This is a genomic window from Mucilaginibacter sp. UYCu711, assembly GCF_050433825.1.
GTDB lineage: Bacteria > Bacteroidota > Bacteroidia > Sphingobacteriales > Sphingobacteriaceae > Mucilaginibacter.
Window position 1 is genome coordinate 131,760 of the sequence record NZ_JBNPWM010000004.1, and the last position, 25,577, is coordinate 157,336.

Genomic DNA, 25,577 nt, shown 5'->3' on the forward strand with positions numbered 1-25,577 from the left:
AGCAATTAAAAAAGAAATTTAGCGCCGGAATCCCGGCTTACGGTCTGCAAATTCGATGAGTTCAGCTATTTCGGTATGAGCCAGCACCGGCATTACTTCCGTGTTTTCAACGGGTTCTCCTGGAATAGCTATCACCGTTGCCTGTTGGGCTTCACGGATGCGACCGGCGATCTTTTGTTCCAGCAGTGTCAATTCAGCTTTCAATTCGGCCAGCTCCGCCTCCTTTTCAAAGGATTGCTGCGAACGTTCCAGTACTTTGGGCAGTTCCTGATTGATCTCCCGCAATTCGCGCTCGTATTTTTCACGCAGGTTGCCTACCCGGTCTATGGCGCTGATAAAATAGCGGGCCGCCAGTTTGGGATTATCCGTATTCGGGTGCCCGTTATTATAGCGGTATTTGATACCCGAGGCGGGACTTTCCGCATAAAGGTTGTTCTGGTAACGGTAAAGCAGCATACCGTCCTGTTCATAACCTTCCCGTTGCTGGCGAATGTAGAGGTCGAAACCATATAGTGTGCCGACCCGCTTTTCTTCGGCTTCACCCTTACCCGGTTCCCAATCACGGTATAGACCGGTCAGGTGCCGGCCTATTTCCTCCGCATCAGCTGAGGCCAGCGCTTCAAGCTGGATCGGGTTATATTTGGTACCGTCCTCATTCAGGCGCAGCACGTTTTTATAAGCCGCTTCATCCAGGATCAGTTTATCAAGGGTGGCAGTGGTCTTCAGCTTGTCGCTTTCCAGTACTTCCAACCGCTGCCGCGCCCGGCCGGCATCTTTGTTATGCGCGGCCCGGGAGCCTTCCAGGGCAGTGACCTTTTTCTCCAGCCTGGTCTTTTCCAGCAGCGAGGTGTCGCCCGACAAAACCGCGATGTATTCCGAAAAATTCATCCCGTTCTGCTCGTCCAGCGCGCCCTCATCCAATGTCCGCAGACTGTACTGGTTGTTTTTCATCTGGCTGATAAACGTTTGCTTGTTCTTCAACAAATTGAATTTGTAATTGTCGAGGGAACGTTCCATCGCATAGATATAGCGTTGCACCGTGTTGTCAAAGAACTGCTTGGCCAGCCAGTTACCGGGCCTGGCGCCACGACCCCCGCGTTGGCTAAGGTCCGAAGGACGCCAGGGGATGTCGAGATCATGGATCGCTACCACGCGTTCCTGTACATTATTACCGGTGCCCAGCTTTTCAGTGCTGCCTAACATAATTCTGATCGTGCCGCTGTTCATCAGCTCGAACATTTGCTTACGTTTCCCGTCAGGCCAGTCATGAATGAAGGAGATCTCATTTGCAGGTAGGCCAAAATCACGGATGAGTTTCTCCTTCAGGGCATCATAAACATTGAACTCATCGGGTTTGGGTGTCCCGATATCACAAAAGATCAGCTGCGTACCCCGGTGTTCCTGGCTATCATGATAGATCTCTACGACTTTACGGGCACATACATTCAGCTTGCTGTCTGGATGGTCGCCGTATTTGTCCTCATCAATCAGCCGCAAGTCAACCGCCATTTTTTTGGCGTAATTGGTAGCGATCAGCATCCGGGCACTGTCTTCATCAGCAGTCAACGGCGGGCGGCCCAGTAAGGTAGCATCTCCTGTGCGGGCGAATTCCATCAGCTTGCCGATGTATTCGATGTGGTCCGGTGTGGGCTGGATCAATACGAGTTGTTCGTTCAATTCGGGCCTGTCCAAATTCACATCTCTCGCGGTCTTATAGTCGGCGATCTCGTTGTAAAAGCGCACCAGTTCCGGCACTTTAATAAAATGTCGAAAGCGCTCTTTGGGGATGATCTCGTTCGTCACGGAGAACTCAAAGTCAGTGGTCTTCTTGGCGAATACCGCCGCCCAACCGTCAAAGTTCTCGATGCGCTGCCGACGCAGTTCATTCGGCCGCAGGTATTTAAAGATCAGGTACATTTCCGTCAGGCTGTTAGAGATCGGCGTACCGGATAAAAAGGTCGCGCAAAGGTCGCTTTGGGATCTTTGCTGTAGCGTACGGATCGCGAACAGCATGTTCAGTGCCCGCTGGCTGCCGGTAGGATTTCCCAGGCCACCTACACGGCTATGCCGGGTGGTAAACAGCAGGTTCTTGAAAATATGGGATTCGTCTACGAAAAGATGATCGAGTCCTATGCTTTCAAAATGAAGACCGTCATCTTTTTTATTTTCGATGATGTACATCAGTTCTTTGAGCCTGCTTTCCAGGTTCTCCTGCCTGATCTGTAAGCCTTTGAGCATTTTGCGGGTGATCTCCACGCCGGATGCCTCCAGTGTCGCCAGGTCGCGGACGACATTGTCCAGCTCTTCCTGTAAGATTTCCCGCTGGATTTGTGGTGATTGCGGGATCTTAAAGAATTGGTCATGGCTGACAATAATGCAATCCCAGTTGTTATTTTTCATCCGGTGAAACAACTGCTTGCGGCGGGCTGGCTCGAAATCTGCTTTGTCCGGCGCGAGTACCCGGGCATTCGGATAGGCTTTGCGGTAGGTTTCTGCGATCTGCATTACGTTGGCCTTCATGGCCAGGATGACCGGTTTATGAACAATTCCGAGGCGCTTCATCTCATGTGAGGCAACGACCATGATCAGGGTTTTGCCGTTACCGACCTCATGATCGACCAACGCGCCCTTGTCCTGGATAATGCGCCAGGCGGCATCTTTCTGCGAATCGTACAAGTCGTCGATCTTCAGCGCCTTCCGGTCAAGGCCGGGGAAGGTCAGGTGGCTGCCATCATATTCACGTAGCGCAAAACAGTTGAACGTGTCATTATACAATTTTTGCAGCTCCTTCTTTTCCGCGTCCGGCAAGTCTTTCAGCCAGCCAAGGAAACGTTCGCGGATCGTTTCGATCTTCTGGTGCGCCAGTTGGGTGGCCTCATTGTCCGGCACCCGTACCGTATCGGGTTTTTTACCTTCCTCATAGGAAAAGGTCGGCGAGGTATTTTCCATCGCGCGTTCCAGCAAGCTATGCCCGTTCATCCTGCGGCCGGATTTGGGCATGACCGAAAACTCGCCGTCAGTGATTGTATTCCCGTGGGCATAGCTGACCTTGAAAGTGTCCATGGAAGGAAAATATTCCACCTTAGTATTGACCTCGAAAAGTTTGCTCGCAAATCGCTGGTAGTAATCAATAGGGATCCAGCGCTCCCCAAGGTTAAAATCGAGTTCCTCGAAAAGGATCGGCTCCGGCTGCACCCGGCGGATAGCTGCAAGGCTGCGCGCCACCTGTAGGTTCTCCGGTTCGTCGCGTGCGATGGTCTCGGCCGCCTCCAGTTTGGCGACGACATTACCGGAAAGGTAGCGGTCGCTGGTTTCCCATTCTTTTTTTTCCGGGTTAAGCAGGATGTTTTTTTCCAGCCCCCGGATCACTTCATTCTTCGACAGGCCGGTGGCCATAGCGATATAACCAAGATCCACATAACCCTTATCGTTCAGGCAGCGCGCCAGCGCCTCAGCCGGGTCATCGGTTTTAAAGGCTTCCTGTTTGGGAAACAATGGGCCGTTAAAAATATCCGACCGCAGCCAGGCTTCGTTTTCACGGCGCTCCAGTGAGGAAAGGATAATAAAACCAAAGGCCGGATCGTTCAGTATCCGCGAACGGTTCAGTGTTTTGTTCAGCTCCCCATAAGCGGTCAAAAAATGCTGGTAATGAAAATTAAGCTTTTCGCGTAACTCCTTTTGTTCCTTTAGCGTTTCCGACTCCAATACGAACAGTTCAAAATAGGTGTCCCTCAACGGGATATAATCCCGGTAAAAAGCGCGGTCCCGTTGTTCGTCAAAAGGATAAAATGCCGCCTCGCCGTCCCTTGGCGTACCGATCAGGCCTGCTTTTTCCTGGTGCATGACTAAGGTATCCTTAGCATAGAAGGGCATCAGCCGCGTAAACGCTTTCGGCCGGTCCGGCATCAACCCGAAGCTGGCTTCCAAACTCCGGTCACCTTCATAGCGGTAATTATGTCCGAATGATTTTAAACGATGCGTCAGGGCCTTCAGGTCATTGGCCAGTACATTGCCGCTGAGCCATTTGTTTTGAAAACGGACTTGGGCGACATTACTGAATAGTTTATACAGGTAGCGGCTGCCGGATTTTGCGCGGGCCGTGAGTAATACGATCGATTCATGATCAGGACGCTCCGTAGTACGAATCGTGCTGATCAACCTTACCGTTGCAGTATCCACTACTGCCGGATCGGTTTCGGACAGGTAGGCATGGGCACGGTCGTTATTCGCTGCCGGGGCGGTTTCAAACAGGCCAAGCTGACCGGCGGCTGTGGACTTCTTCGCTTCAGGAACCGATAGGAATGTAAACAAGGAAGCACTGCCGCCTGCGGTAACTACGGCAGCTGATTGCTGTCCCTTTGCGAACTGCCAGTCGGCCTGTAAATTAGTAAAGCGGCCAGTGTCCATACGCGCATCAATGCCCTCCGCGATCTGCTCAGCGAAAGCATTGAAAAGATCCTTAAGGTCGCCATTGTGCCAGGTCACACGGGCCGGCTTGCCGTACTGGTTGGTGCCTTCGCCGACCTCATCGGCCAGGATCAGTTCGTCATGGCGTGCGGCATAGGCATTGAGGTAGTAGCTGCCATGTTCGTTCTGAAAATCCACGGTCCCGATGAGCAATTCTTCCGCTTCGGTCAGGCTTTCCTTATGGTCGTTTTTCTGAACGACCAGCAGGTGGCTCGGCGCCTCCACGCCGCCACTGTCTTTTATCAGGTTATCCGGCAGCAGCGAAAGGCTGATAAAATCCGCTGAAGTAAACACCAGTTTGCGGGCCAGTTCATTGGCCGGGCTGTTGAGAAAGGCATCTGTTGTGAGATAGGCCATCAATCCGCCATGTCCCAGTTTTTCCAGCCCCTTGGCAAAAAAATAGTTATGGATACGACTGGCAATCCCGTCGCTGGAATAAGCCGGGTCAAACACCGAAAAATTACCAAAGGGAATATTGCTGATCACCAGGTCATATTGCCCTTTTTCGGTTGCCGGGGTTTGTTCCAATCCGCAGATGTGTACCTTCGTTGGGACCGGAAAACTACTGGCCAGCGCTGTTAATATTTTCCCGGTCAAAAGGTCTTTTTCGACCGCGGTTATGCTTTCCAGGTCGGGAAAGAACTGCAGCGCTTCGGTAATAAAGATACCTGCCCCGGAGCTCGGTTCGTAAACCCTCTTTGGCCGAATGTCCTGGTCGGCAAGACCTGTATATACTGCTTCGGGCACGAGTGCCGGGGTATAAAACGCGGTCAGTACGCTGTGTCGCAGGGAATCCAATGCCTTTTTATACTCCCGTTCAGTAAGCTTTTCTTTCAGCAAGCTATGCAGCTCCATTACTTTCGGATATAACCGCAGGTCCGCTTCGGAAGCATTGCGTTTCCGCCATTCCGACTGATCGCCTTCCGGGAAAAGGATGGCCTTGATGCCGCCAAAGCCAGCGTAGTTTTTCAGGGCATCGATCTCCGCCTGTTCCAGTTTGCGCTTGCCGTCCCAGTCAAGGGCGATGCGGATCGCCTCTATATTACCGGCCAGTTTTTGTGCTGTATTAAACGCCATTTTGCGGGCCTCCTTTCAGGTATTCGTCGATGCTGCCCGTTACTTCGTAGCGCAGCAGGCGATTTTCCGGGTCTGCCGGGAAACCGTATTTTCCCAAATCTTCAGCGCAGGCAGCAGCAAGATTGATGAGTTCATATCGCAGAATGCCGGCCTCACTGAATAAAAGGTAGACTGCCGGAAATTCTTCTTCCAAAACAGCGGCTATATAATCGTAGCGTGTTTCTGGGTAATCGCCGTCAAGCAACTCGTCCTGGGTACCGGCATAAAAAAAGCTATCGAAATACACCTCCAGTCTTCTTTCATCCTGTAATCGCATATAGAGCTCCGGGTCCAGCTGCAAAAGCCGGTGATGGCGTTTTTTGATATCGGTCTCCATAGGATTTTAATTAAATGTTGATGAATGGCCCGGCTTAGCGGGAAGGGATCAGGTCAGCGTCCAGGATATCCTTATAAGGGATTTTCAAACTGATGATGCGGCCGGAAAACTGTTTTTCGCTGAGTTCAATGTTGAGTAGCTTGTTACCCGGAAAAGTGAATTTCTTAAAGACGAAAATATTCCGGTAATGCTTTTTAAAAACCGCCGATTCAAACAGGACGAATTCCGGTTTGATCTCAATGGTCTGCACGGTTGTCGCCTTGGTGACCTTTTTGTCTTCGATCTTAAAGCGCAGCTCATCGATATCGTATTTGAGCTTGCTTTTATTTTTGTAACTCAGGTCGAGGAAAATGTAATCGCCGAGCGTGTAGATGTGGTTAAGCTGGCAGCGGATATCGTAGGCCTTACTATGTTCCAGGTTCTTTTCCGGTTTTCCGGCGACCAGGTCCAGCGCATAAGCTTTGAGTTCCGGCTGGGAAAGCCCGACACCGGTGTAATCGATGGCCCGCGTTTCAGCAGGCATGATCTCAATATCGGAATGTACCGGCCCGGCAGGTTCAGCAAACACAATGCGGTACTGTGCAATAAACTTTTCGCCGACAATGGTGATGACGGCATCCTTAGGAATGGCGACGGAATCGGCCCGGCGGCGGATACGCAGGATGTTTTTAATAGGCAGATCGCCGGTTACGCTTTTCGTGGAAATATCCACGTACTGGATCGGTTCCGGCGAAATGAAATGTACAGAAAGATCGTCCGGCAGGTAAACGATGGGAAGAGCGGATTTTTCAAACCCGTTCAATGGTGCCGTTTTTTGGGCAAAGGAATGCAGGGCGGCCATGAAAATGACCGCAAACAATAATGATATTTTATGCATGATCAGTGGTTTTGTGAGGCGTTTTGTTGCGCCTGCGGGTCAATTAAATAGATGTAGGAATTGTATTTGATCTTCGCCTTGTTCTTGCGGATGGCGCTGGCAATCGCCGATGAAGTGGACTGGAACATTTTATCGAGTGTGCTCATCAGGAACTGGCTGCCGTTCTGCGCGCCACCGTCGATGGTCACGCCCTGCATCGCGTTTCCGCTCAGGTCCTTGGTAAAATCCCGGAATGCGGAGGCGGGTACATATAGCCCTGGGAGCCCGTCCTGGTCATATACCTCCAGCCTAACGGGGAGGATGTGGTCGCCCGTCAACACGGATTGTACCAAAAGTGTAACGCGCTGACCCTGGAACCCCGAAATGAGGGCATAGAGATATGTCCCTTTTTTGATCAGCACATGTCCCGCATATATATCATCGAGCAACCGCAGGCGGATCCGGGAACCGGCATAACCGGTCACATTCTCATCAATGATCGCTGTGATAAAATAGTCGTGCTTTTGCGGCATGATAGTATTGAAATCATCAGTGGATTCCTGTGCCTTATGCACATCCAGTAAAGGCTGGCTCTTCCGCAAACTCTCCGCTTTGCCAAGCGCCACTTTTTTTTGCTGCTCGGCTTTATACTGCGGGTCATTGGATTTGCTTACGCTGTCCATATAGGCCATCTGCGTTTTAAAAAGTTCCATCGGGTCTTTTTCACTGGTGGCCGGTACCAACGAGGGCGGCCTCGCCGTTTGCTGGCGGCGCTGGGCGGCCAGGTTGGACAAAGCGGATGCTAATGCCTGGTCATCATTGTTCGCCGGTCGCTTGCGGTGGTAACCGGAGCTGCCGGTATAATTGGTGGCAGGAGTTGGTGCGCGTCCCGGCGGAATGCTGCGAAACTTTTGTTTCATTTGCTGGTCGATGGAATCAAGCATGTGTTTTTCGCGTTCGCTGTACTGACTTTTTAAAGCCTTCACGTTTGCCGAATCCGTGCCGATGGCATTAACGGCCGTATAGCCGTCAGACTCTTTATAGGTATTTCGAAAGGCATCGAGTTTGTCCGATAAGGCTTTCTTTTTGACATCGGCAGATACATCGCCGATATTATCCTGGATGCCTGCTTCCTGTTTGACGTTGGTTTTCTTTTTCGCCGCGCTGCTGTGCCAGACATAAAAAAAGAGGCAGAGAAATGGCAGGATGATCAGCGGAAAAATATACTTGGGCTGTTTAAAATTGATTTTCATGGTTGTTGGGTTACGTGTTGTTGTAATTGCCCGAGCCGGTCGAGCGCTTTTTCCAGTTGGGCGCTATCGGCGGGTGTCAGTTTCGGTTTGGCAAGCAGGCTTTCCACCTCTTTTTTCAGACCGAGCGTTTGCTGTAAAGCCGAGGTGGTGGAAAGGATCTGGTCGAAGCCTTCGCTAACGGGCGATGTCACCGGAAGAGCCGCGTTGGCATTTTGAACGGGAAACGGCTTTGCTGCTTTTTCATGTCCGCGAAACACCGTAAACGACAGGACAGCCGATAGCAGCATGAGCAGGCACATCACGATCAGCGATCCCCTGGGGTTTCTTTGGACAATTTTGCCCGTCGTGGTTTCAGCTTTTTCAAAGTAGCTGCCAAACTCGTTTTTGATCTCGCGGTAGAGCGTATTGCCCGGGTCGCGGTTAGAATGTATTCTTCGGAACATTTTCGAGGTCTTTATTTTCTAAGGTTTTCCAATTGGTGATCAGTACACCGTGCGGGTTATTATCACTTCGCGGGATATCTTTCAGGTTACCCTCGGTAATCAGGGAACGGGTGATGGTGGAACTGCGCCGGTCAATCTTTAGCCTGCCATAGAACCGGAAATATTTGTGCGGCATATCCAGCACAATCGAATCGGTTTGCAGTGTCAGTACGGAACTGGAGGACAGTATCGAATTGAAATAACCCTTTTCCTTCAGATTATTCATTTGCTGGGCACCGGATTCATCGATCAGGTACATGGCTTTTTTCATTTGGTACTCGATGTATTTATCATCGGGCGTCAGCGAGAAAAAGATAGCATGAAACAGGTCCACGTGCGCCCGGTATTCTGCCGGGCGGTTGATCTCCACATCGGTTTGTTTGGCCAGGATAGGCACGGTATTATCCAGGATATATATACTTCGCCGGGCGCTGAGCACCTGCCGGTAGGCATAACTGCAGGCGATCCCGGAGATGATAACGGCTGCGATCAGGCTGCCGATGGCGACCGTGGTGGCCAGTCTTATTTTGGATTCAATATTTTTGATGATCATAATTTCAGGAATAAAAAAGGCCGCCTGAGCATATTACAGGCGGCCTGATAACAGAAAAAAAAACAGAAAGGAAAAAAAGCCGCCTGCAGAGCAGGGCAGGCGACCGGGACAACAGAAAAAAAAGAAACAGAAAAAAGAAAATGAATAATTTAAAAGAAGCTGCCGGTAGCGGCTTTTCGGGCCAGGCCGCCCATCGTGGCGGCACCGCGGCCAAAGCTGGAAGAAGCAGAGGTAATACCGGAGGTCGATACGATCCAGGTCGAAATGCTCGGCACCGTGAACATGCAAATGGCGCTGACAATAAAAGTGATGATCACCGTTCCGAAGGACAGTACGCCATTACCGGCAAAAACGGTCATTTTCTCGATGCTTGCACCGACACCATTCTCGCCAACCAGTTCCTTATATTTACTGATCTCGGAAGTCAGTGCGTATTTTTGAATCAGCGCGCTGAGGTACATCACCAGATAGCCAATGCCGGAATATAGATTGACCGAAATAAAACGGGCTATCCAGGTCGTAAAACTGTCACGAAAGGCAGGCAGGATACTTACGGCTACCGCAAAAGGCCCTAAAATGACCAGGATAGCGGAGTAAATGATCTGGATCATAAATATTATATATACCGCTATTCTAAGAATCCAGATGCCGACAAGTTCTAATAGTTGGGTGAGCAGCAGTTGCAGCCCCACGGTCAGCCGGTTCTTAAGTTCCAGCAAAGGCGAAACCACGGTTGAGATCCCTTCTTTTACGGTACTGGACACCGAATCCCAAGCACGGCCATACCAGGTGTCCGATTCTTTGGCCGCCACCTCCGTCTGCGCCTGGAAGGTATACAGGGAATTGGCGACCTGCAGCATATAATTGGCTCGCGTGAAGCGCAGGTCGTTTACATTATTCTGTTCGGTCTTGTACATATCTTCTGTTTTAGCGGCGATCAGGTCAGCCGGGAAGGCGACGACATACACAAATGCCCGCCACCAGAGAATAACCATGACCAAACCGAAGGGACGCAGCAGCGGCATGATCTCCATCTTTTTATCACCCGCCATCATTTCGTACGACTTAATAGCAAAAAAGATGATCATAAAGATGGCCGAGAGCGCTTTGGCGTCGGTGATAAACATACTGAAGCTATCCCAGAGACCGTTTTTTAGTCCTTTTAAAAGGGTCATCATGCCTTCTTCGTAGACATCGTTTCCCTGGAGGAATTGTAAGGATTTTTTATAATCCGGGCTGGGGTTCACCTGCGCGAAGCCCAGCGATACACCGAGCCCTAAAAGCAGGCACAGCGTGAGCACTAATTTTCTTTTCATAATATTGGGTTTAATATTTTCTGTTGGCGAGCACTTGCCTGGCAATTTCTATGTCGGTTTGCGGTGTCCAGTTATCGATTGCTATCTGACCACCAACCGCTTTGGCTTGCCCGACCGTCATTTTTTGATTCACGAGCGCGGTCGCGGTACGAATCGCCCAGGTAGCGGCCAATACCCGGTATTCCAACAGCATCCGGTGATAGGCCATAATTCGCGCCCCGCGATCCATATTGGTGCTGCGGGCGGCATCGAGCCTTTCTTTCAGCATATCCAGTTCGCGGGCATACCAATTATAGATACCCTCGCTGATCACGGCTTGACGGACAGCGCCTGGCAAGGCTCCAAGTATAGTGGCTTCCGAATGGTTCTCCACCGGTCTGAGCTCTTTAGAATAATATAGGTTCCAAAGGGGATCAGTCGTCGACAGCAATCCCTCCTGGTTTGCAATCTCCGAAAGCGCAGCGTTACGCAGGGTATCCGCATGCAGTTTGTAACTGTTATCGGTGCTGTTCATCGTGGCCACCAATGCCAGCCGTTGCGTTTGCGGCCCTGATGGACCTAATGGCCTTAAGTCAGTTTTTTTATAGCTGGGCATCAGTCCCCAAGTCAGCCAGTAATAAGGACTGAGTCCGAGGAAACCGCTGCCGGGCTTGAATTTGTCCTGGTCCCATTGCTTAAAGACCATGCGTTCCTCCTGGTAACGGATCGCCTCATCGTTAATAGGCATTTGTGCAAACCCATGTGCCCAGGCGCATAGGTGCAGCAGTATTAGTATTAATTGTTTTTTCATTGTTAATTTGTCAAAATTAAATTTTATGAAAGTATTAGTTACAGGATCGGGGGGCCAGTTAGGTTCCATCACTGTTAAACAACTTAGAAGTTGCGGACACGAGGTTGTCGGCCTAGATATTATATTATCAGAAACAACGGATCAGTTCGCGGACATCAGAGATAAGAACCGGATGATGGAAGTTATAAAAGGCTTTGATGCGATCATACATACCGCCGCTGTCCATGGTAAACATTATGACCTGAACTATTCCAGAGAATCCTTCATTGACATTAATATCTATGGTACACTTAATTTATTAAATGCAGCCGTGCATCACGGGGTTGGGAAGTTCCTTTACGTCAGTACAACATCGATTTATGGATCCTCCATGATTGATCCTGATCAGGCGGTATGGGTTGACGAACAATTAGCTGACTGCCCACGCGACATATATGATATCACCAAGCAAACCGCAGAACAATTGTGTAAAGACTTCTTTAATAAAGAGAAGCTGCAATGTTCAGTATATCGTGTTGGCCGCTTTTTGCCGGAAACCGTTAACCTGACTTTCAATCATCGGCTTTACCGGGGTTTAGATGAAAGAGACGGCGCAAAGGCTTTAGAATTGGCTTTAAACCAAACATTCGATCAATTTGAAATCTTCAATATCTCAAGTGGATCGCCATTTCTAAAAGAGGAATTGGTGATTTTAAGAAAATCCCCAAAAATGGTTATTTTAAAGCATTTCCCTGAAGCGGAAGAATTTTATAAAATGTTTTTTTGGAAGTTTCCCGAATGCATTGATCGCGTATATTGTTCGGAAAAAGCTAAACATTTGCTTGGATATTTCCCCAAGTATACCTTCAAGTATTTGCTAAATGAAATTTTACATGGTCAGGTCCCAAGCAAATCATAAAAGATTAATTTATCTCAGTTATATCTTTTCACTTTAAATATTTGGCATTGCGGATAATATCATCCACGAAGATTTTGTCATTATTGATAAAGACGGCAAAAGGGTTAAGCGATGCAATGATTCCGCGCTCCTTTGCCCAGAATACCGCCCGCCAGGCGCCGTAGGCCAGGCCGTCAATGATCTGCAACTCCTGCCGGACATGCGCCAGTAATTGGTCGCGAGTATTATAATCCGCCAGTACATTATCACCTTCTTTCAGCACAAAACTCGATACATCCGTGACCAGGCGGGTTGCGCGGCCCTTGATCTCATTAGCGTAGCTTTCTGTAAAAAATAGTAGATAGGGCTCTGCTTTAGCCATTTGGAGTGTCTGATTTGTATAGCTGACGATATCGGCAACAATGACCGCCATATCTTTAACCGTCAGCCCGTTTTTCAGTGCAGAGTTCACATTGGCTAGCCCGTTATAAATGAGGGTCTGGGCCAGCACAACCGAGCCTACGTTGGTATTGACGGTTTGCAGGTTGTTATCGATCTTCTTCAGGTACTGGCTGTGGGTGACCTCCGCTGAACTTTGCACCGATCCGTTTTCCACGACCGATGCGAAATGCTTCGGGTCAAAAACAATACGTTGCGTAAACCCGGTAGTAAACTGGCTGATCAGACAGACTATAATAAATAACTTTTTCATTGCTTTAGGTATTTGGCGTTGGCAATAATGTCGCTGATCAGAGATTTATCCTGGTCTATATAATCCTGGAATGGGTTCAGTGACCGGATCAATACGTTTAAGTTGGCGTATTGAATCGAACTGACCAGGTTGCCGGAAAGATCCTCGATACTGCTCAGCTCGGTGATGATAAAATCAAACAGGATCTTCCGGTCTGACATTTTCATCTGGTTCACGTCGCCAATGGACGCGCTCAAGCCGACGAGGTAATTCACCAGGCTATGCGACTTGTCTACAAACTCGATCTCTGTTTGGTAAGCTAAGGCAATGATGGCCGGGTTATTTTGGGCCAATTGGTAAAGCTGTGCCTGGTTACTTATGATGCGGTTGACCATCGGCGTCGCCTCAATTCCAATATTAGCTATATCAATGGCAGTGCCCAGCATATTGTATCGTTGCTGTAAATTGCGATAAGTATCCTTCAATTTAGCCAGCATGGTTTTATTGGTAGCTTCGTTCGCAGTCACTACCGTCTGGTTGTACCGCGCATCAGTCTGCAGTTTATTTTCCGACTTGGAATAGTCTGTCAATTGCCAAATGCCAGGTATGTTAAGCGCACTTTTTTGTGCGTGAGCGCCCGTTACACACATCAGCATGATTAGCGGGCTTAAGATGATTGCGTTTTTCATATGTTAATTATTTTTTAAAGCCATTCAAGCGCTCATCCCTGGCGGGATGATGGTTATTTTTGATGTATTTTGCTTCAGTTAAAACACTGTTAGCGATCTGTACATCCATGTTTTGCCACTCACCCCATGGGTTAAGCGAAGCCCAGATCCCGCGCATTTTTGCCCAGTACATGGCCCGCTGCATTCCGTAAGCGATCCCGCGCAGAATGCGCATTTCATTCGCGATATGGTTTAGTAACTTGCCCCGTTCGCCGGAATCCATTAAGTTGTCTTTTCCTCCTTTGAGTACAAAAGCGCTTACTTCCGTGGCTAGCATCGTGGCACGGGTTTCAAAGTCACGGGCACCCTGTTCCGCAAAGAGCAGGAGTACAGGATCTGACTTCGCCGTCGTGACAGCCTTGCCCAAATCGGTGACAATATCGAAACCGATATCGGCGATCTCTTTGATCGTGGTCAAGTTATTGATGACGCTGGCGACCTGGCTGAGCCCGGTATAGATTTTCTGCTGCATATCGTTGACAATGACCAATTGACTGGTGACCGCCAGTTGCCCGCGCTGTATGGCGGTCAGGTTATTGTTGGTTGTATTGAGCTGCCCATTGATGGTAGCGCTGTGGACAAGCATTGCTGCCGAGGTGACCGGATCTACATACAGTACCTGTGACCGCGCCACGATGACCGGTAGCAATAGGAATAAGAAAATATACTTTTTCATATCAAGAAAAATTAAATGATTGGTTTGCCGACCGTGTTGACAGCCGTTACAAATTCGGTGAGTGATTTGCCGCTTTGGCGGTAATCGGCAACAAAAGCATCGAGCCCTTCCGTGTATTTTCCATAATGCCTGGTATAGATCTCTACTGCTGATTTTTCGGGTTTTTCCGTGGTATAGACGAGATATTGCTCAATCGATACCTCGACCCCATAAACTTCACCAGTCTGCCCGCGACGGATATAAACTTCCTTGAACATGCCGCGGTTCTCCTTGTTATCGAGCTGGTTGGTGGTAAAGATCTTGCGTTGTTCCGTTTCGGTGATCGAAAGCAATTTGGCAACCTCCTTGAAGTTTTCCAACGCCTTGCTTTGGTCGAGCAGGATCACGGTATCCGAATTATTGATGATGCTGTCTTTGACGATCGGATTGCTCAGGATATCGCCCAATTCCTGGGTAACTTCGATGATCTCTCCCCAGAACTTTCGGACCGTTTTATTGAGGTATAAAAGAAATTCCGCCATGATCGGTGAGGCAAGGGCCTTCCACGCTTCTTCCAGGATCAAAGTCTTCCGGCGGTCTTTGCGGTGGCGCATTTTCTGAATGAATACGTCCATGATGATCAACGTACAGATTGGAAAGAGAACCTTATTATCTTTCACATTATCAATTTCATAGATAATGAAAGGCTCAAAAAAAAGCGACTCATCGGCCGCTTCGTTCAAGATAGTATCATATTCGCCGCCCCGGTAAAATTTCTTAAGTACATACCGGAACTCGTCCAGGTCAAAGGGAATATGATCTTCGCTTTTAATGACCGGAACCTTATAAAGCGCGAAATCATAAAAACTGTTGAAATTGAGCTCAGTAACTTCACTAGACCGGCTTTGCCCATCAGTGATCTCCGGATTGAAATAAGCATTATAATAGGAACTCACGATGTTGGAGATCACATCCCTTTCCACCGTGCTGATCGTTCCGTCGGCGCCTTTCCAAAGTAAACCGGTGAGCGTAACCAGGAAGTCTTTCTTTTCGATATTATATTCGTCGGCCTTGATCTGAAACGGGTTCATCGTGATCGGCTTTTCTTCGGTATACGTAATGTATTTGCCGTTCTTAAATTGGTTAAGCCCAGTGTAGGAGTGCCCGACATCAACGATAACGACATCCATGTTATAAAGCAGGTATTGTTCGACTAGGCTGTTGATAAAAAAGGACTTACCAGTACCGGAACCGCCTAATACAAATCGGTTCCGGTTGGAAATTCTACCCGTACGCATCATCAGGTCCGAGAGGTCGATCCCTATTGGTATTCCTTGCCTATCGGTGAAATGAACGAGGAACTTACTTGGATCATCCTTCGGCAAACTCTCTTTAAAGAACAGGCAAAGCGCAGCATCACAGGTTGTTAGGAACCAGTCGTAATTTTGGATCTCCACGCCGTTACCCGGCAGTGCCGTGCGGAAAAGCTCCAGCTGGTTGTAAGCGTTCTTGCTGACAATAATACCCAGGCTAAATAAGGCGTTCTCAATAAAATTGGCCGCCCTTTGCAGGTGCTCCTGTTTACAGGTAACCATGATATTGAAGTGGGCCTGTACTAATAATTGATTGTCGCGGGCCACGTCGCGCAACAGGTGATCGATATCTTCCACGCAGAGCTGGTTGGCCGGGTCGGGAATACCAGAATGTCTTTTCTTTTTGACTTCCAACTTATTCAGCGTCATTTGCTGCGATGGGATCTCGATCACTTGGTTGTAAATGATCGTCTCATAGCCGGGTACCTGGTGCAGAAAATTCAGCACATCCACCGGGAAACCTTTCATGGTGTCCTTGTCGTTTAGTTCTACATGCGTGCTTACTTCTGAAGGCAGATCGACATTATCCGCGTTGACCAGGGTGATACAGCGGGTGGACCGGTTACCCATTTGCAGTTCCGTATCCGTCGGCCTAATATTATTCAGTACCAGGCTGCTGCGGCTGAAGTCCATCGCAAGCACGCTGATCATCAGTTTATTCACCTGGTGCTTTTTAAGCAGGGAAGGACGGCATCTGGAAATCTCCAGGATCGATACGACTTTGGTAACGGCTTGCCGGAACTCCTGCAATACTTTGGGGTCATAAACATAGAAATGGCCTTTTTTCGGTTGTTTCGTAACGGTCAGGTAAGTGCTGATCTGTGTATATTCCCGGCCCTCGAAATGGGCATTGTATTTATCCTGCAAATAATCGTCGGCTTTCCGGTACGGATATTTCGCTTTACTGAAAATATCCTGTTTTTGTAACAGGTAGCCATCGCCTAGGATCTTAACCAGGCTGGTGAAAATGCTGTGAAACTCGTCGTAGGCTACCGGCGATGCGGCATAGCGGACAATGGGGTTAGTGATCTCGATCACTACCGAAAACTCACCTTTCGCGCCATAGAGCAGGTCGTACTCATGGTAGGTGTCGGTACCTAAATAAGGTAACTTAAATTCGTTTTTTTGCGGCATATAATTGGAGATTTTTAAGGTTTGCGCGGTGGACATAAATACCCGTCGAGCGGGATTTATTGTGCAGGCCGCCTTTTTGCCGGCTGGCGGTATAGAACAGGCCCCCGACGATGATGCCGACCAGCACGATGGCGCCAACCCACATATTGACCAGCGCCATGGTGATGGAACCTGCAACCAGCCCGAGCAACAGGGAGCCAACGCCCCAATAAATAAATTTGCCCTTGAAGCCTTTGAAAACAAGGGGCCGTTCCAGCCCCTTGTAAACAGCGAATCGCTTGGCCATGGGCTTATAGTCCAAAGAATGCCTTGATGATAAGGGAGGAAAGGACCAGGAAAAGGCAGGATCCGCCCCAACCCATCAATTCCTTGTTAATATCCTGGTCTCCGCTATTCCACTTGGAATACACGCGGATACCGCCGACGATGCCCACAATACCGCCGATCACGAGGGCGATATTGGTGACTGGGTCAACATAGGTTTTCAGGGTGCTGGTCGCGGTATTCAAACCATTAACGCCGCTTTGGGCGAAAGCCGGCACCTGCGTAATGGCCCATAGGATGGCCATCGTGAACATTTTTTTTGTTCTTTTCATTTGTTTGTTCGTTAAAAAATAAATGGAAATCGAGTTAAAAAAGAAAGCCGCCACGGCCGGAAGCGGCTTAATCTTATGATTGGAATTGGTTTAAATGCCGAAAATGGCACGGACAAAAGCGCCCATTAAAACCATAAAAAGCGCGGCATAGAACCAGGCCGCCACATCAGTGGTGATCTGCTGTTTACCCATCTGCCAGTTATGGTAGATCCTGACAGCGCCGATCAGGCCAAAAATAGCCGCCAATACTAAGGAAGCATCGATGGACGAAAAGAAGGAACCGGTCAGGTCCTGCCTGGCTTGTTGCATCTCATCCAATCCGGGCTGGGCCAATGAATTTAGTGTCATCAGGCATAACAACAGTAGCATTACCGTTTTTTGCGGGACCTTTTTCATAGCTTAGAAAGTGGTTATGGCCTTGGAATAGACGATGGCCTCAGCGCGGGCGAGATTGAATATCTCTTTTACGCGAACGCCGCCTGAGGCGATGATGTCGGGCGTTGCTGCCTTTGAGAGTTTTTGCGCCAGGTGGTTTTTAGCCGTAGTGATATCACTTTTGGGGATAGCTTCCAGTTCCATCACTTGCGTAGTTTCTGCTTCGGAGAAGGTGAGCAACTGTGCAGTTTCATCTGCGTCGCCCGTTTTGACCGGACCTTTCAGGTCCAGCAGGATTACCACCAGGTAATACATCGTGTAAAACCCGGCGATCCAGAGTAAAAATTGTAGCCAGTTCATTAGTCAAGTTTTTGGATAAATTGTTTGATAATTGTTTTGAGTTCGGGATGCAGCGTGAACAGTTCGCGTACTGCGTAGGCAACCAGCTTGGTCACATCGATCCCAGTAGCCATTTTAAAATGATTCATGGTTTGCAATGTCTTGGCACCAAAGCGGACATGCACCATGCTTTTGTGGTCGGAATTGTCATAAGTGCGCAGCAGTTCCAGGATAGGCGGTATTTTTGGCGGTGGGGCCGATTTTTCCGATACCTCGGAATCTTCAATTTTCTTTGCCTTTTGATCCTTTTCTGCTGCACCGTCCATTGGTTTGATCTTGCTGCGCAACTGGTCAGCCAGTGATTTGATTTCACTCATAAGCTATTGGGTTTAATATATTGCTCAAAAATTTTGGAGAATACGGGCACGATGACCGGGTATACCGACAATTGGGTCTGTTGGGTATTCGTCCGCTGGACATCGATACGGTCCGGTATTTTGTCGCTGATCTCACCAAAGTGGGCCAGTTGTTCATTCACCTCTAACTGCGTTTCATATTTTACATTGGCCTTGATCCGGTTAGGGATATAAATGATCGCCACATCCGGATTGATCTTGCGCAGCACAACGGAAAACAGGATGGTGGATTCATAGCTGAACTCATCATAAGCGAAAGGGCATAGCACGAGATCGGCGGCCTCGAATAATGGGATGAGACCATCGTCATCCAGTTTGCCGGGAAGATCGACCAAGATAATGTGGTTTTTGTTTTGACCCAGCACTTCAGCCATATCCGGGAAATGTTCCAGTCCCGCAGCAATGACCTGATAAGGCTCGTCGTTTTCCAGCACTTTGGCTTTTTCGTATTTCTGCGCCAGCGATTGCTGGTAGTCCATATCCATTACCGTAAGCTCGCATTTTTTCGCAAGCGCCAGATAATTGGCCAGCAGGAGCGTGAGCGTGCTTTTTCCGGCACCCCCTTTTTGGTTTCCTATAATAATGACCATGAAAATTTGATTTAAATGTGTTATCGGGTAGTCGTTCTTGCTTTCTTCTTCCGGCGGCGGTTCCTGCCATTGATGGCCTCATCATCAACATCCGGCGCGATGTACATAGGCGGTACATCAATATGATCCGTTGTTAGGATGTATTGCTGCACCTGCATGTATTCCGGTGAAGCTGTATCGGTAAGGAGATCATTTACAGGTATAGCAATTGCTACAGCAGGATCGGTTAGCAGTACAACACCGTCTTTTTGTTCCAGCGAAAGTCCCTGGTGACGCAACCCTTGCGCGACATCCGGGTAATTGCGAATGGAGGCTTTGAGTAACACCGCGTAATAAGCTTTCTCATCCGGCGTCGCCTTCCGAAACTTTGCTTCAGCGCTAGCTAATTCTCCGACACTGTACGCTTCACGGCCGGGTTTCGCAAGCAGAACCTTTAAGGGCATGATATCGCTGCCTTTCCAAACAGCCTTGCCGGCATGATCGATAATGGAATAACCATAGGGATCTTTATCCGACTGCGCATGAAATAAGAAGGTGAGGCCAAATTCAGCTGCCATGAAACGCGCAAAATCGGACGTAAAAGCACCGGTTGGCTTATCCCGGCCACCCGGTAACGGTTCGCTCATCCGGGAAAGGGTCGTTCGATAAACCGCGCTGTATTTCTCAAAAAAAGCTTTCAATCGCTTTTGGCGCTGCTGATTTTTTGCAAAAGTTTCTGCCTTTGCGATTACCTTATCTAAGGAAATTTGAAATAGCTGATGACCGAATTTGATAATTTGAAGATGCTGACCAGCTTCTTTGATCTTATAACCCTGACTTTCGAGTATCATCAGGAACTGTGCCTTTGTAGAAAACGAATAGCCCATCGCCTTTATGATTTGAACTTCGGCACTATATTTTTCATCGATGCCCATAACCTTGTTCAGGTTCTGAATGGCCCGGACATTTTCAAAGACGTTGCTGATCTTTTTTCCTTTCTTGTCCACGCGGGTGGTAACGATATGAACATGGTGATTATCGGTATCTTTATGAAAAACGACTAGGTAAGGCTGGTCACCGTAACCCATTTCTCTGAGCCAGGCTTTCGCGATCTCCGTCAGGGCCGTCTTATCATAACTCTTTCCTTTAGCGGAAATGGCGGCATGGAACTGGGGCTTTTGAACTCTGGAGTTTTGGGCGGAAAGCATTTTAAGGTAATTACGGTAATCTTCCGGCCTGAGGCTATTCAGTCCCTGTAAGGAACCGAAGTTTTTGACCAGCATGAGTTCTCCTTTATCCCGGTCGATCTTGTCGGTATTATAAATGACCCCGCTGAATGTGGCTGAAGAAGACAGGATCTTGACGATCATTATTCGTGCTGTTCAGCCACCGGTGTCTCTTCGGCTTTCGACTTATCAAAGACGGCTTGTAGAGAATCACTCAATTTCAAGGTTTCTGCTTTGATCTTGTCCAGGTACTTGACGTATTTCTTTTGCAGTTTTCTTTGACCTTGATTAAAGCCCTTTCGCCAGGCCTCGTAAGATCGGACATCCGCATAGGGAACAAAGGGGTCAAAAGGCGATTCGGCGCCGCAATAAAGTTTTTTGATGCAGCCGGAGATATATCGGTAAAAAAAATAAACAAAAAGGACCGCAATGATCTGCGGCCAAGTGATGATGATTTCCATGATAAATGGGATTTAATGGTTAATAAAAAAAGCTGATTAACGGCTGTGGCCGCGTTGCGGTTGCTGTTCCTCTGTTGGTTTGTTTTTATTTTGTGAGGCGATAAACAATAGATTTGCTGAAACGAACACAGGTAAGCCGGACTCCGTAAGTGGCTTGATAATCGCTTTCAAGTCTTTTTGTATGGGGAAGTCCTGCACGAATATAACAGGGTCAACTCCTTGTTCCCGGGCTACGGCAAATGGATCAAGTTTGATCTCGTCGGGGAGTTCTGCAACTACTACGTTTTCAGGTAGTTTGGTAAGTTTGTAATCCACCTCATGAACATTATGACAGACCGTGTCGTAAAAAAACAGATACTGATCCAACTCTGACGTTTCTATGTCACGAAGGTTAATAGCGTTCCACGGTGCAGCAGTTTCCAGTAGCTCCTTTAGCCGCCAGTCAATAGTAAAATCTGTTCCGGCAATATCGATGTGCGGCAGGTGACCATGCGCACGCTTTTCAAATAGTGCTCCCCCTTCATCCAATGATGTTTGATTTTCCATAGTTAAATATTAAAATTTAATGATCAAATCGTTTGGTACCCGGTACGATGCATTGCCACCTTATAGCCTGGTAGAATGGTAGTAACATGGCCTTATCGTTTTATAAATAGGTTGCCACAATCCTACAGAGTCACGTCATAATAAAGCTCTATAACCCTGTTTCTGGGTGGCGATATTTCTCAATTGCTACGCAGCACTATCGCTATATATTCCTATTGTTATTTCGATCTGTAGCCTTAGGGCCACGTGACAACATAGCCTGGCGGCGGTGTAGCTATATAGTTACAAGTTTATGCCTGGCTCATCATCCTCATAAGTTTTCGAAGCACCGCTTCCAAAGCGATCTGGTTGCCGAGGTAAGTTTCCATCAGCAGGCTAAAGCTTTCGATCACGATTGGCGAAAGAATACCTTTCTTTCTGAGGATATTCGCATACCGGGCGAGTTGATTGATATTATTGCCCGCATGACCCATTTCAGTGCCTATCGCATCGAGACTTCCGATCATTTGCCTGGCATTGATGATTTTCTGCGGGGCATTATGGAGGACACGGGAGCGGATCAGGTCGGCCCGGCTTAGACCCAGCTCTTTTTCAAGATCGAGTAGGTTCTGATATTCCTCATTTGTAAAACGAGCATTGACCATGATAGCCCTTTTTCCTTCAGTCATCGACGGACGCCCCTTAGATTTCTGCTTTTTCATAGAAAGGGAATGAGTTGCGAATTTCCGATACTTCCTTAAAGCCGGCCGAAGGCGCTTTAAGGCAAGTGTTTTTTGGAAGACTAAAAAATGAGCGTAGGGAATTTTTGTCTTACAAAAAAACATCTTGCAAGGGGAAAACCCAAAGTATAACTATGTAGCTGAAAGCCAACGATGATTAATTTATCGTCATTTAAAAATTATTATGCTAAGGTGTTGGAAACGCCGTCGCTTTTAAATTGCCATTGTACAGCGACAATATGGTCATTGTAATCGTTATAGCCTAAATAAGCCTCTGACCTGTCAATCGCCTGCGGTATCGCTGCCGCGAACGCAATAGAGGCAGTATGCCCGGCAAGATCACGGTCAAAGAACAAATCCACTTCGTGAAAGCTACGCGCTATTTTTTTACCCAACTCAAGCAAAGAAAGGGCGTTCAAAATAAGCACTGTGGGATTTTCATTCTCGTGGTCAATAAGCCAGCTTAGATAGTTGAAATAGCCTTCAAATATAACCAGTCTTTGATCATTTCCCGGCACTAAGGTAATCGCTTTATGTCCAAGACAACCTTTAAAGTTCCGGTTACGTACTTCCCAGGCACCCTGCTCATTTTTCCAGCCGGCTGCAAAGAAAAATTTCTTCAGTCTCTTTTCATCCTCTATATAATAATAGATTTCCTGTAGCCGTCCGTGCGCCATTTCCCAAACCCCTCTCTGTTGTAAGTAAGCAGTCAACAATGCATTATTACCTAAATCCTTGAGTTCCTCGATATGATAGTGTGGTAATTTAATGGCGTGACGACGCCGCTTAAGCTCGTTAGCGGGTTTTGGTTCACACAATGTGCCCTGACAGGTCTCGCTGATTTTCGCCAGCACCTCCGAAAAAGATAATGTTTTCCAGTAGAGTAGGCAAAAATCGATAACATTGCCGCCTTTACCCAGGCCGTGGTCGTACCAAACATTGAGATCTTCATTTACGGTAAAAGAAGATTTCGTATCGGAATCGCAGACCATACTAGAAAAATACAATTCTTTCCCCGAACGTTTCGCGGGACGAAAACCTAAACGTCCCAGCAGGTCAGCTAGGGAAACCGTGTCTTTGACCTCCCCGGCGGTTAATAATTCAGCCATAATCTTAATTGTTTAATTGTTAATTGCAAGGCAGCGGGACTGCTTGCTTATTTAAAGGATATATTTGGCCTTGATCGCATGGACAATGGTTTCTGCTTCAATGCGGTCTAGCCGCCAACTGGCGGAATGATCCCCATCTTTACGCGGTGTGAGCATACCCTCCCTGATCCAGGCCTCTATATTTTTGCGGCCATATAGGCGGTACGCCTCAGCCTTGGACAGGTAAGGTTTTAACTGACCTGTTCTGACCAGGGCGATCTGGGCACCGAGGGCAGCGGCAAGTGCCCAAAGTTGCTTTAGCTGATATGGTGAAATTTCCAATAACATAATTCTTCAGTTCTTGCCAATAAAAAAGGGGAGCAAATTGCTCCCCTTGGTTGTAAAGCCGGAATACGGCTGTTACTATAATAATTCGGGACTACTCACCTCGTATTCTACAATACGGACACGCGTCTGCCCGGGCGCTTTCGGATAGATATAATCTCACCTTCGCCCGATTTCCTGTTTGCTGACAGGATAATGCTTCATCCCCCGATGTCAAATAACGTCTGTGTAAGCACCAGCTTACTTCCTATTTGCCACCGGCAAATAGGTGATGCGGTTGCTCGAAGCGGCAATCGCTGCCAGCTTTGAGCGGTCAAACCATTTGGAGGAATCGGATTTTTTGGAGCCAAGAGGACTGATCAGCTTTTCAGCGATCCAGCGGTCTACAATGCTTCTGCCGTAAAGGCGGTAAGCTTCAGCTTTGGTGATCTGCGGTTGAATGGGTTCCTGAGCACAGGCGACATTAGTGACGCCGGTTTCTGCGGATTCTCTTAACAACACCAGTAAATCAGTTAGCTTCAGCATGGTTTCCTCCGATGATTTGCGTTCATCATGGAGGCAAAGGAAAAAAAATAAGCGGCGGAGAAACAGGGAAAGGGGGTGAAAGAAACCTTTCACCCCCTGATTTGGAATTAAATTAAATAGCTGATAATTAGCGCACTAACAAACAGTTCGGCAATTGAAAAACAAAATTAAAATCTTAAAAAAAGTCATATCTGGTGCCCGCAAAATTTTGTTCAAACGCGAAATCAGGGTTAGTAGAAACTACTGCGGAGAATAAAAAGGACATCATGGTGACTTTGTCCCGAACAATTAGTGAGGATGCAACAGAATATTAGTTAGCGGCTGGTACAGGGCACAAATAACGTTTGTAGCGGAAAAATTCGATCAGATCGGTCTTTACACTTTGATCAAGGCTGGCATAATAGGCATTAGCCAGCCCCCTAAAATCTCTTGCCGCATGGTAGAAACCGTTCCTTTCCTCACAACATACCAGGTTTTCGTCTATCATAAGCTGTATAATTCCGACTACCAGCGCAAACGACAACTGCTGGAATTCCGGATGATTATCAAAGTATGCATTTCTCGCCATACAAACAGGGAGTACTATTGAACGTAAAAATTAATGAATGTTGGCTTATTCACCAACAAAATAATATACTTTAAAGACAAAAAAATGATAGCGGTAAGAGGGTAGTAATAAATCAGGCACGAAATATTCAATTTTCAGGCCATTTGTCGAAACCCTAACTGTAAAAGTGGATCAATACGTTATAAATTTTTGAAACTTTTCCAGGAAACCCTACTACCCATTTACTACTGTTTTAGAGCCATTAGTTGTATTTACTTTGTATAGAAATCAGCAACTAACCAAATGAAGAATTCAACAACCTATGAAAAAATCATTTTTACGACCCTTATCATTTCATTATTAATGTTATTATTTATTTATACCTCGGTCAGTAAATTCCTCGACTATGATAAATTCGTATTCCAAATGCGCCTGGCACCCGTTCCCCTAATGAAAATCCTTGCCCCAGCTTTAGGCTGGCTCGTGCCAGGTATTGAAATGCTGATCGCCATCGGCCTTGCAGCCGGCTTCTTCTATCCAAACCTCAGAATCATGGCACTCTATAGTTCGGTCATCCTGCTGATCATTTTTGAAATCTATATCGGCACTATGCTACTATCCGGCTCACACCTCCCATGCACCTGCGGGGGAATCATATCCAAAATGGGATGGCAACAACATCTCTTATTCAATGCATTTTTTATAATCACCGGAATAATCTCTATCAGATTCCTGCCCAAAAAAAAACTATCCATAAACGACTTATATACACAAACCCCATATAAAGATCTTTCACGCGCGTAAAAGCAGGTTGTGCCGTTGCCTGTACTATAAATCAATGGCGAATTTGAAAACATACAAAATATTTAAAAAAATGAAAAATTCAATCAAAGTAAGCCTACTGGCTTTATTATTCACTGTGGGCATCGGCGGGGCTATTGTTCAAAAAATTCAGGCAGCACCGAAAGCAGCAGACCAACTATACAATTGGGTACATTATGACACCGATGGTGTAACCGTTATTCCCGGTACAGAGAATGGGAAATCGGTTTCTCAGGCGCAAGCAGATTTTAGCTGTAGCGGTTCAGGTAATCGTTGTGCCGAAGGTACTGCTACTGGTAAACCTAATGTTGTTATACGTTACCAATAGAAAAATAAAATAAGAGAGGTTAATTCCTCTCTTATTTTACGATATAA

At 47.6% G+C, this 25,577-nt stretch carries 29 protein-coding genes; 3 read left to right on the top strand and 26 right to left on the bottom strand.

Annotation, left to right across the window (positions count from 1 at the left end; genetic code table 11):
• Window positions 1–18: 18 nt before the first annotated feature.
• The 8 genes from ABIB50_RS09985 to ABIB50_RS10020 all read right to left on the bottom strand — a co-directional run bounded on the left by ABIB50_RS09985 (window position 19) and on the right by ABIB50_RS10020 (window position 11,170).
• A complete protein-coding gene (locus ABIB50_RS09985; protein ID WP_429379469.1) occupies window positions 19–5,544 on the bottom strand; it encodes a helicase-related protein in 5,526 nt (1,841 codons plus the stop codon).
• Entirely contained in the window at window positions 5,534–5,920 is a 387-nt protein-coding gene (locus ABIB50_RS09990) for a hypothetical protein (RefSeq protein ID WP_429379471.1), read from the bottom strand. Before ABIB50_RS09990 ends, ABIB50_RS09985 begins: the two co-directional genes overlap by 11 nt.
• A gap of 34 nt (window positions 5,921–5,954) precedes the next feature.
• Complete coding sequence (gene traN / locus ABIB50_RS09995; protein ID WP_429379473.1) at window positions 5,955–6,797, bottom strand: conjugative transposon protein TraN; 843 nt, start codon at window positions 6,795–6,797, stop codon at window positions 5,955–5,957.
• 2 nt (window positions 6,798–6,799) lie between these two features.
• A complete protein-coding gene (traM, locus tag ABIB50_RS10000) occupies window positions 6,800–8,029 on the bottom strand; it encodes a conjugative transposon protein TraM (RefSeq protein ID WP_429379475.1) in 1,230 nt (409 codons plus the stop codon).
• Window positions 8,026–8,472, bottom strand: a complete 447-nt coding sequence (locus tag ABIB50_RS10005) for a hypothetical protein (RefSeq protein WP_429379476.1) — start codon at window positions 8,470–8,472, stop codon at window positions 8,026–8,028. The genes traM and ABIB50_RS10005 overlap by 4 nt, the downstream gene beginning before the upstream one ends.
• Window positions 8,450–9,064, bottom strand: coding sequence for a conjugative transposon protein TraK (gene traK, locus ABIB50_RS10010; protein WP_429379478.1), 615 nt, complete (start codon window positions 9,062–9,064; stop codon window positions 8,450–8,452). The genes ABIB50_RS10005 and traK overlap by 23 nt, the downstream gene beginning before the upstream one ends.
• 149 nt (window positions 9,065–9,213) lie before the next feature.
• Entirely contained in the window at window positions 9,214–10,380 is a 1,167-nt protein-coding gene (locus ABIB50_RS10015; protein WP_429379480.1) for a plasmid transfer protein, read from the bottom strand.
• Between the two features lie 10 nt (window positions 10,381–10,390).
• Window positions 10,391–11,170, bottom strand: coding sequence for a hypothetical protein (locus tag ABIB50_RS10020; protein ID WP_429379481.1), 780 nt, complete (start codon window positions 11,168–11,170; stop codon window positions 10,391–10,393).
• 25 nt (window positions 11,171–11,195) lie between these two features.
• On the opposite strand from ABIB50_RS10020, the gene ABIB50_RS10025 reads away from it, so the two are divergent.
• Window positions 11,196–12,068, top strand: coding sequence for an NAD-dependent epimerase/dehydratase family protein (locus ABIB50_RS10025; RefSeq protein ID WP_429379483.1), 873 nt, complete (start codon window positions 11,196–11,198; stop codon window positions 12,066–12,068).
• A gap of 28 nt (window positions 12,069–12,096) precedes the next feature.
• Here ABIB50_RS10025 and ABIB50_RS10030 read toward each other — a convergent pair whose 3' ends face one another.
• From ABIB50_RS10030 to ABIB50_RS10115, 18 genes are all read right to left on the bottom strand, one after another.
• Entirely contained in the window at window positions 12,097–12,759 is a 663-nt protein-coding gene (locus tag ABIB50_RS10030; RefSeq protein WP_429379485.1) for a hypothetical protein, read from the bottom strand.
• Window positions 12,756–13,427 (bottom strand): hypothetical protein, encoded by a 672-nt coding sequence (locus ABIB50_RS10035; RefSeq protein WP_429379487.1) that lies wholly within the window; start codon window positions 13,425–13,427, stop codon window positions 12,756–12,758. Before ABIB50_RS10035 ends, ABIB50_RS10030 begins: the two co-directional genes overlap by 4 nt.
• Window positions 13,428–13,434: 7 nt before the next feature.
• The gene (locus tag ABIB50_RS10040; RefSeq protein ID WP_429379489.1) at window positions 13,435–14,142 is read right to left on the bottom strand and encodes a hypothetical protein; all 708 of its coding nucleotides are present in this window, start codon (window positions 14,140–14,142) and stop codon (window positions 13,435–13,437) included.
• 11 nt (window positions 14,143–14,153) lie between these two features.
• Window positions 14,154–16,628: a TraG family conjugative transposon ATPase gene (locus tag ABIB50_RS10045; protein WP_429379491.1), complete on the bottom strand. Its 2,475-nt coding sequence runs from the start codon at window positions 16,626–16,628 to the stop codon at window positions 14,154–14,156.
• Entirely contained in the window at window positions 16,606–16,914 is a 309-nt protein-coding gene (locus ABIB50_RS10050; RefSeq protein ID WP_429379493.1) for a plasmid transfer protein, read from the bottom strand. The genes ABIB50_RS10045 and ABIB50_RS10050 overlap by 23 nt, the downstream gene beginning before the upstream one ends.
• A 4-nt stretch (window positions 16,915–16,918) precedes the next feature.
• Window positions 16,919–17,224 carry a DUF4134 domain-containing protein gene (locus ABIB50_RS10055; RefSeq protein WP_429379494.1) on the bottom strand — a complete coding sequence of 102 codons (306 nt, stop codon included), beginning with the start codon at window positions 17,222–17,224 and terminating at the stop codon, window positions 16,919–16,921.
• A gap of 90 nt (window positions 17,225–17,314) precedes the next feature.
• Complete coding sequence (locus ABIB50_RS10060) at window positions 17,315–17,620, bottom strand: DUF4134 family protein (protein ID WP_429379496.1); 306 nt, start codon at window positions 17,618–17,620, stop codon at window positions 17,315–17,317.
• Window positions 17,621–17,623: 3 nt separating this feature from the next.
• Complete coding sequence (locus tag ABIB50_RS10065) at window positions 17,624–17,959, bottom strand: hypothetical protein (protein WP_429379498.1); 336 nt, start codon at window positions 17,957–17,959, stop codon at window positions 17,624–17,626.
• Window positions 17,959–18,315: a hypothetical protein gene (locus ABIB50_RS10070; protein ID WP_429379500.1), complete on the bottom strand. Its 357-nt coding sequence runs from the start codon at window positions 18,313–18,315 to the stop codon at window positions 17,959–17,961. Before ABIB50_RS10070 ends, ABIB50_RS10065 begins: the two co-directional genes overlap by 1 nt.
• Window positions 18,312–18,944 (bottom strand): AAA family ATPase, encoded by a 633-nt coding sequence (locus ABIB50_RS10075; RefSeq protein WP_429379501.1) that lies wholly within the window; start codon window positions 18,942–18,944, stop codon window positions 18,312–18,314. The genes ABIB50_RS10070 and ABIB50_RS10075 overlap by 4 nt, the downstream gene beginning before the upstream one ends.
• 20 nt (window positions 18,945–18,964) lie before the next feature.
• Window positions 18,965–20,293, bottom strand: coding sequence for a relaxase/mobilization nuclease domain-containing protein (locus tag ABIB50_RS10080; protein ID WP_429379503.1), 1,329 nt, complete (start codon window positions 20,291–20,293; stop codon window positions 18,965–18,967).
• Complete coding sequence (locus ABIB50_RS10085) at window positions 20,293–20,610, bottom strand: hypothetical protein (protein WP_429379504.1); 318 nt, start codon at window positions 20,608–20,610, stop codon at window positions 20,293–20,295. The genes ABIB50_RS10080 and ABIB50_RS10085 overlap by 1 nt, the downstream gene beginning before the upstream one ends.
• Before the next feature lie 36 nt (window positions 20,611–20,646).
• Window positions 20,647–21,156, bottom strand: coding sequence for a hypothetical protein (locus tag ABIB50_RS10090; RefSeq protein WP_429379506.1), 510 nt, complete (start codon window positions 21,154–21,156; stop codon window positions 20,647–20,649).
• A 290-nt stretch (window positions 21,157–21,446) separates the two neighbouring features.
• Complete coding sequence (locus ABIB50_RS10095; RefSeq protein WP_429379507.1) at window positions 21,447–21,857, bottom strand: plasmid mobilization protein; 411 nt, start codon at window positions 21,855–21,857, stop codon at window positions 21,447–21,449.
• Window positions 21,858–22,057: 200 nt separating this feature from the next.
• Window positions 22,058–22,984, bottom strand: a complete 927-nt coding sequence (locus ABIB50_RS10100) for a toprim domain-containing protein (protein WP_429379509.1) — start codon at window positions 22,982–22,984, stop codon at window positions 22,058–22,060.
• Between the two features lie 51 nt (window positions 22,985–23,035).
• Window positions 23,036–23,311, bottom strand: a complete 276-nt coding sequence (locus ABIB50_RS10105; RefSeq protein ID WP_429379511.1) for a hypothetical protein — start codon at window positions 23,309–23,311, stop codon at window positions 23,036–23,038.
• Between the two features lie 237 nt (window positions 23,312–23,548).
• Window positions 23,549–23,926: a hypothetical protein gene (locus ABIB50_RS10110; RefSeq protein ID WP_429379513.1), complete on the bottom strand. Its 378-nt coding sequence runs from the start codon at window positions 23,924–23,926 to the stop codon at window positions 23,549–23,551.
• A gap of 217 nt (window positions 23,927–24,143) precedes the next feature.
• Complete coding sequence (locus tag ABIB50_RS10115) at window positions 24,144–24,401, bottom strand: hypothetical protein (protein WP_429379515.1); 258 nt, start codon at window positions 24,399–24,401, stop codon at window positions 24,144–24,146.
• Window positions 24,402–24,683: 282 nt separating this feature from the next.
• On the opposite strand from ABIB50_RS10115, the gene ABIB50_RS10120 reads away from it, so the two are divergent.
• Both ABIB50_RS10120 and ABIB50_RS10125 read left to right on the top strand, forming a co-directional pair.
• Window positions 24,684–25,184 (top strand): MauE/DoxX family redox-associated membrane protein, encoded by a 501-nt coding sequence (locus ABIB50_RS10120; protein WP_429379517.1) that lies wholly within the window; start codon window positions 24,684–24,686, stop codon window positions 25,182–25,184.
• A gap of 34 nt (window positions 25,185–25,218) precedes the next feature.
• Complete coding sequence (locus tag ABIB50_RS10125; RefSeq protein ID WP_429379519.1) at window positions 25,219–25,530, top strand: hypothetical protein; 312 nt, start codon at window positions 25,219–25,221, stop codon at window positions 25,528–25,530.
• Window positions 25,531–25,577: the final 47 nt, after the last annotated feature.

Coding starts and splice junctions, on each gene's coding strand:
- ABIB50_RS09985 (WP_429379469.1), bottom strand. CDS start 5,544: ATGGCGTTTAATACAGCACAAAAACTGGCCGGTAATATAGAGGCGATC.
- ABIB50_RS09990 (WP_429379471.1), bottom strand. CDS start 5,920: ATGGAGACCGATATCAAAAAACGCCATCACCGGCTTTTGCAGCTGGAC.
- traN (WP_429379473.1), bottom strand. CDS start 6,797: ATGCATAAAATATCATTATTGTTTGCGGTCATTTTCATGGCCGCCCTG.
- traM (WP_429379475.1), bottom strand. CDS start 8,029: ATGAAAATCAATTTTAAACAGCCCAAGTATATTTTTCCGCTGATCATC.
- ABIB50_RS10005 (WP_429379476.1), bottom strand. CDS start 8,472: ATGTTCCGAAGAATACATTCTAACCGCGACCCGGGCAATACGCTCTAC.
- traK (WP_429379478.1), bottom strand. CDS start 9,064: ATGATCATCAAAAATATTGAATCCAAAATAAGACTGGCCACCACGGTC.
- ABIB50_RS10015 (WP_429379480.1), bottom strand. CDS start 10,380: ATGAAAAGAAAATTAGTGCTCACGCTGTGCCTGCTTTTAGGGCTCGGT.
- ABIB50_RS10020 (WP_429379481.1), bottom strand. CDS start 11,170: ATGAAAAAACAATTAATACTAATACTGCTGCACCTATGCGCCTGGGCA.
- ABIB50_RS10025 (WP_429379483.1), top strand. CDS start 11,196: ATGAAAGTATTAGTTACAGGATCGGGGGGCCAGTTAGGTTCCATCACT.
- ABIB50_RS10030 (WP_429379485.1), bottom strand. CDS start 12,759: ATGAAAAAGTTATTTATTATAGTCTGTCTGATCAGCCAGTTTACTACC.
- ABIB50_RS10035 (WP_429379487.1), bottom strand. CDS start 13,427: ATGAAAAACGCAATCATCTTAAGCCCGCTAATCATGCTGATGTGTGTA.
- ABIB50_RS10040 (WP_429379489.1), bottom strand. CDS start 14,142: ATGAAAAAGTATATTTTCTTATTCCTATTGCTACCGGTCATCGTGGCG.
- ABIB50_RS10045 (WP_429379491.1), bottom strand. CDS start 16,628: ATGCCGCAAAAAAACGAATTTAAGTTACCTTATTTAGGTACCGACACC.
- ABIB50_RS10050 (WP_429379493.1), bottom strand. CDS start 16,914: ATGGCCAAGCGATTCGCTGTTTACAAGGGGCTGGAACGGCCCCTTGTT.
- ABIB50_RS10055 (WP_429379494.1), bottom strand. CDS start 17,224: ATGAAAAGAACAAAAAAAATGTTCACGATGGCCATCCTATGGGCCATT.
- ABIB50_RS10060 (WP_429379496.1), bottom strand. CDS start 17,620: ATGAAAAAGGTCCCGCAAAAAACGGTAATGCTACTGTTGTTATGCCTG.
- ABIB50_RS10065 (WP_429379498.1), bottom strand. CDS start 17,959: ATGAACTGGCTACAATTTTTACTCTGGATCGCCGGGTTTTACACGATG.
- ABIB50_RS10070 (WP_429379500.1), bottom strand. CDS start 18,315: ATGAGTGAAATCAAATCACTGGCTGACCAGTTGCGCAGCAAGATCAAA.
- ABIB50_RS10075 (WP_429379501.1), bottom strand. CDS start 18,944: ATGGTCATTATTATAGGAAACCAAAAAGGGGGTGCCGGAAAAAGCACG.
- ABIB50_RS10080 (WP_429379503.1), bottom strand. CDS start 20,293: ATGATCGTCAAGATCCTGTCTTCTTCAGCCACATTCAGCGGGGTCATT.
- ABIB50_RS10085 (WP_429379504.1), bottom strand. CDS start 20,610: ATGGAAATCATCATCACTTGGCCGCAGATCATTGCGGTCCTTTTTGTT.
- ABIB50_RS10090 (WP_429379506.1), bottom strand. CDS start 21,156: ATGGAAAATCAAACATCATTGGATGAAGGGGGAGCACTATTTGAAAAG.
- ABIB50_RS10095 (WP_429379507.1), bottom strand. CDS start 21,857: ATGAAAAAGCAGAAATCTAAGGGGCGTCCGTCGATGACTGAAGGAAAA.
- ABIB50_RS10100 (WP_429379509.1), bottom strand. CDS start 22,984: ATGGCTGAATTATTAACCGCCGGGGAGGTCAAAGACACGGTTTCCCTA.
- ABIB50_RS10105 (WP_429379511.1), bottom strand. CDS start 23,311: ATGTTATTGGAAATTTCACCATATCAGCTAAAGCAACTTTGGGCACTT.
- ABIB50_RS10115 (WP_429379515.1), bottom strand. CDS start 24,401: ATGGCGAGAAATGCATACTTTGATAATCATCCGGAATTCCAGCAGTTG.
- ABIB50_RS10120 (WP_429379517.1), top strand. CDS start 24,684: ATGAAGAATTCAACAACCTATGAAAAAATCATTTTTACGACCCTTATC.
- ABIB50_RS10125 (WP_429379519.1), top strand. CDS start 25,219: ATGGCGAATTTGAAAACATACAAAATATTTAAAAAAATGAAAAATTCA.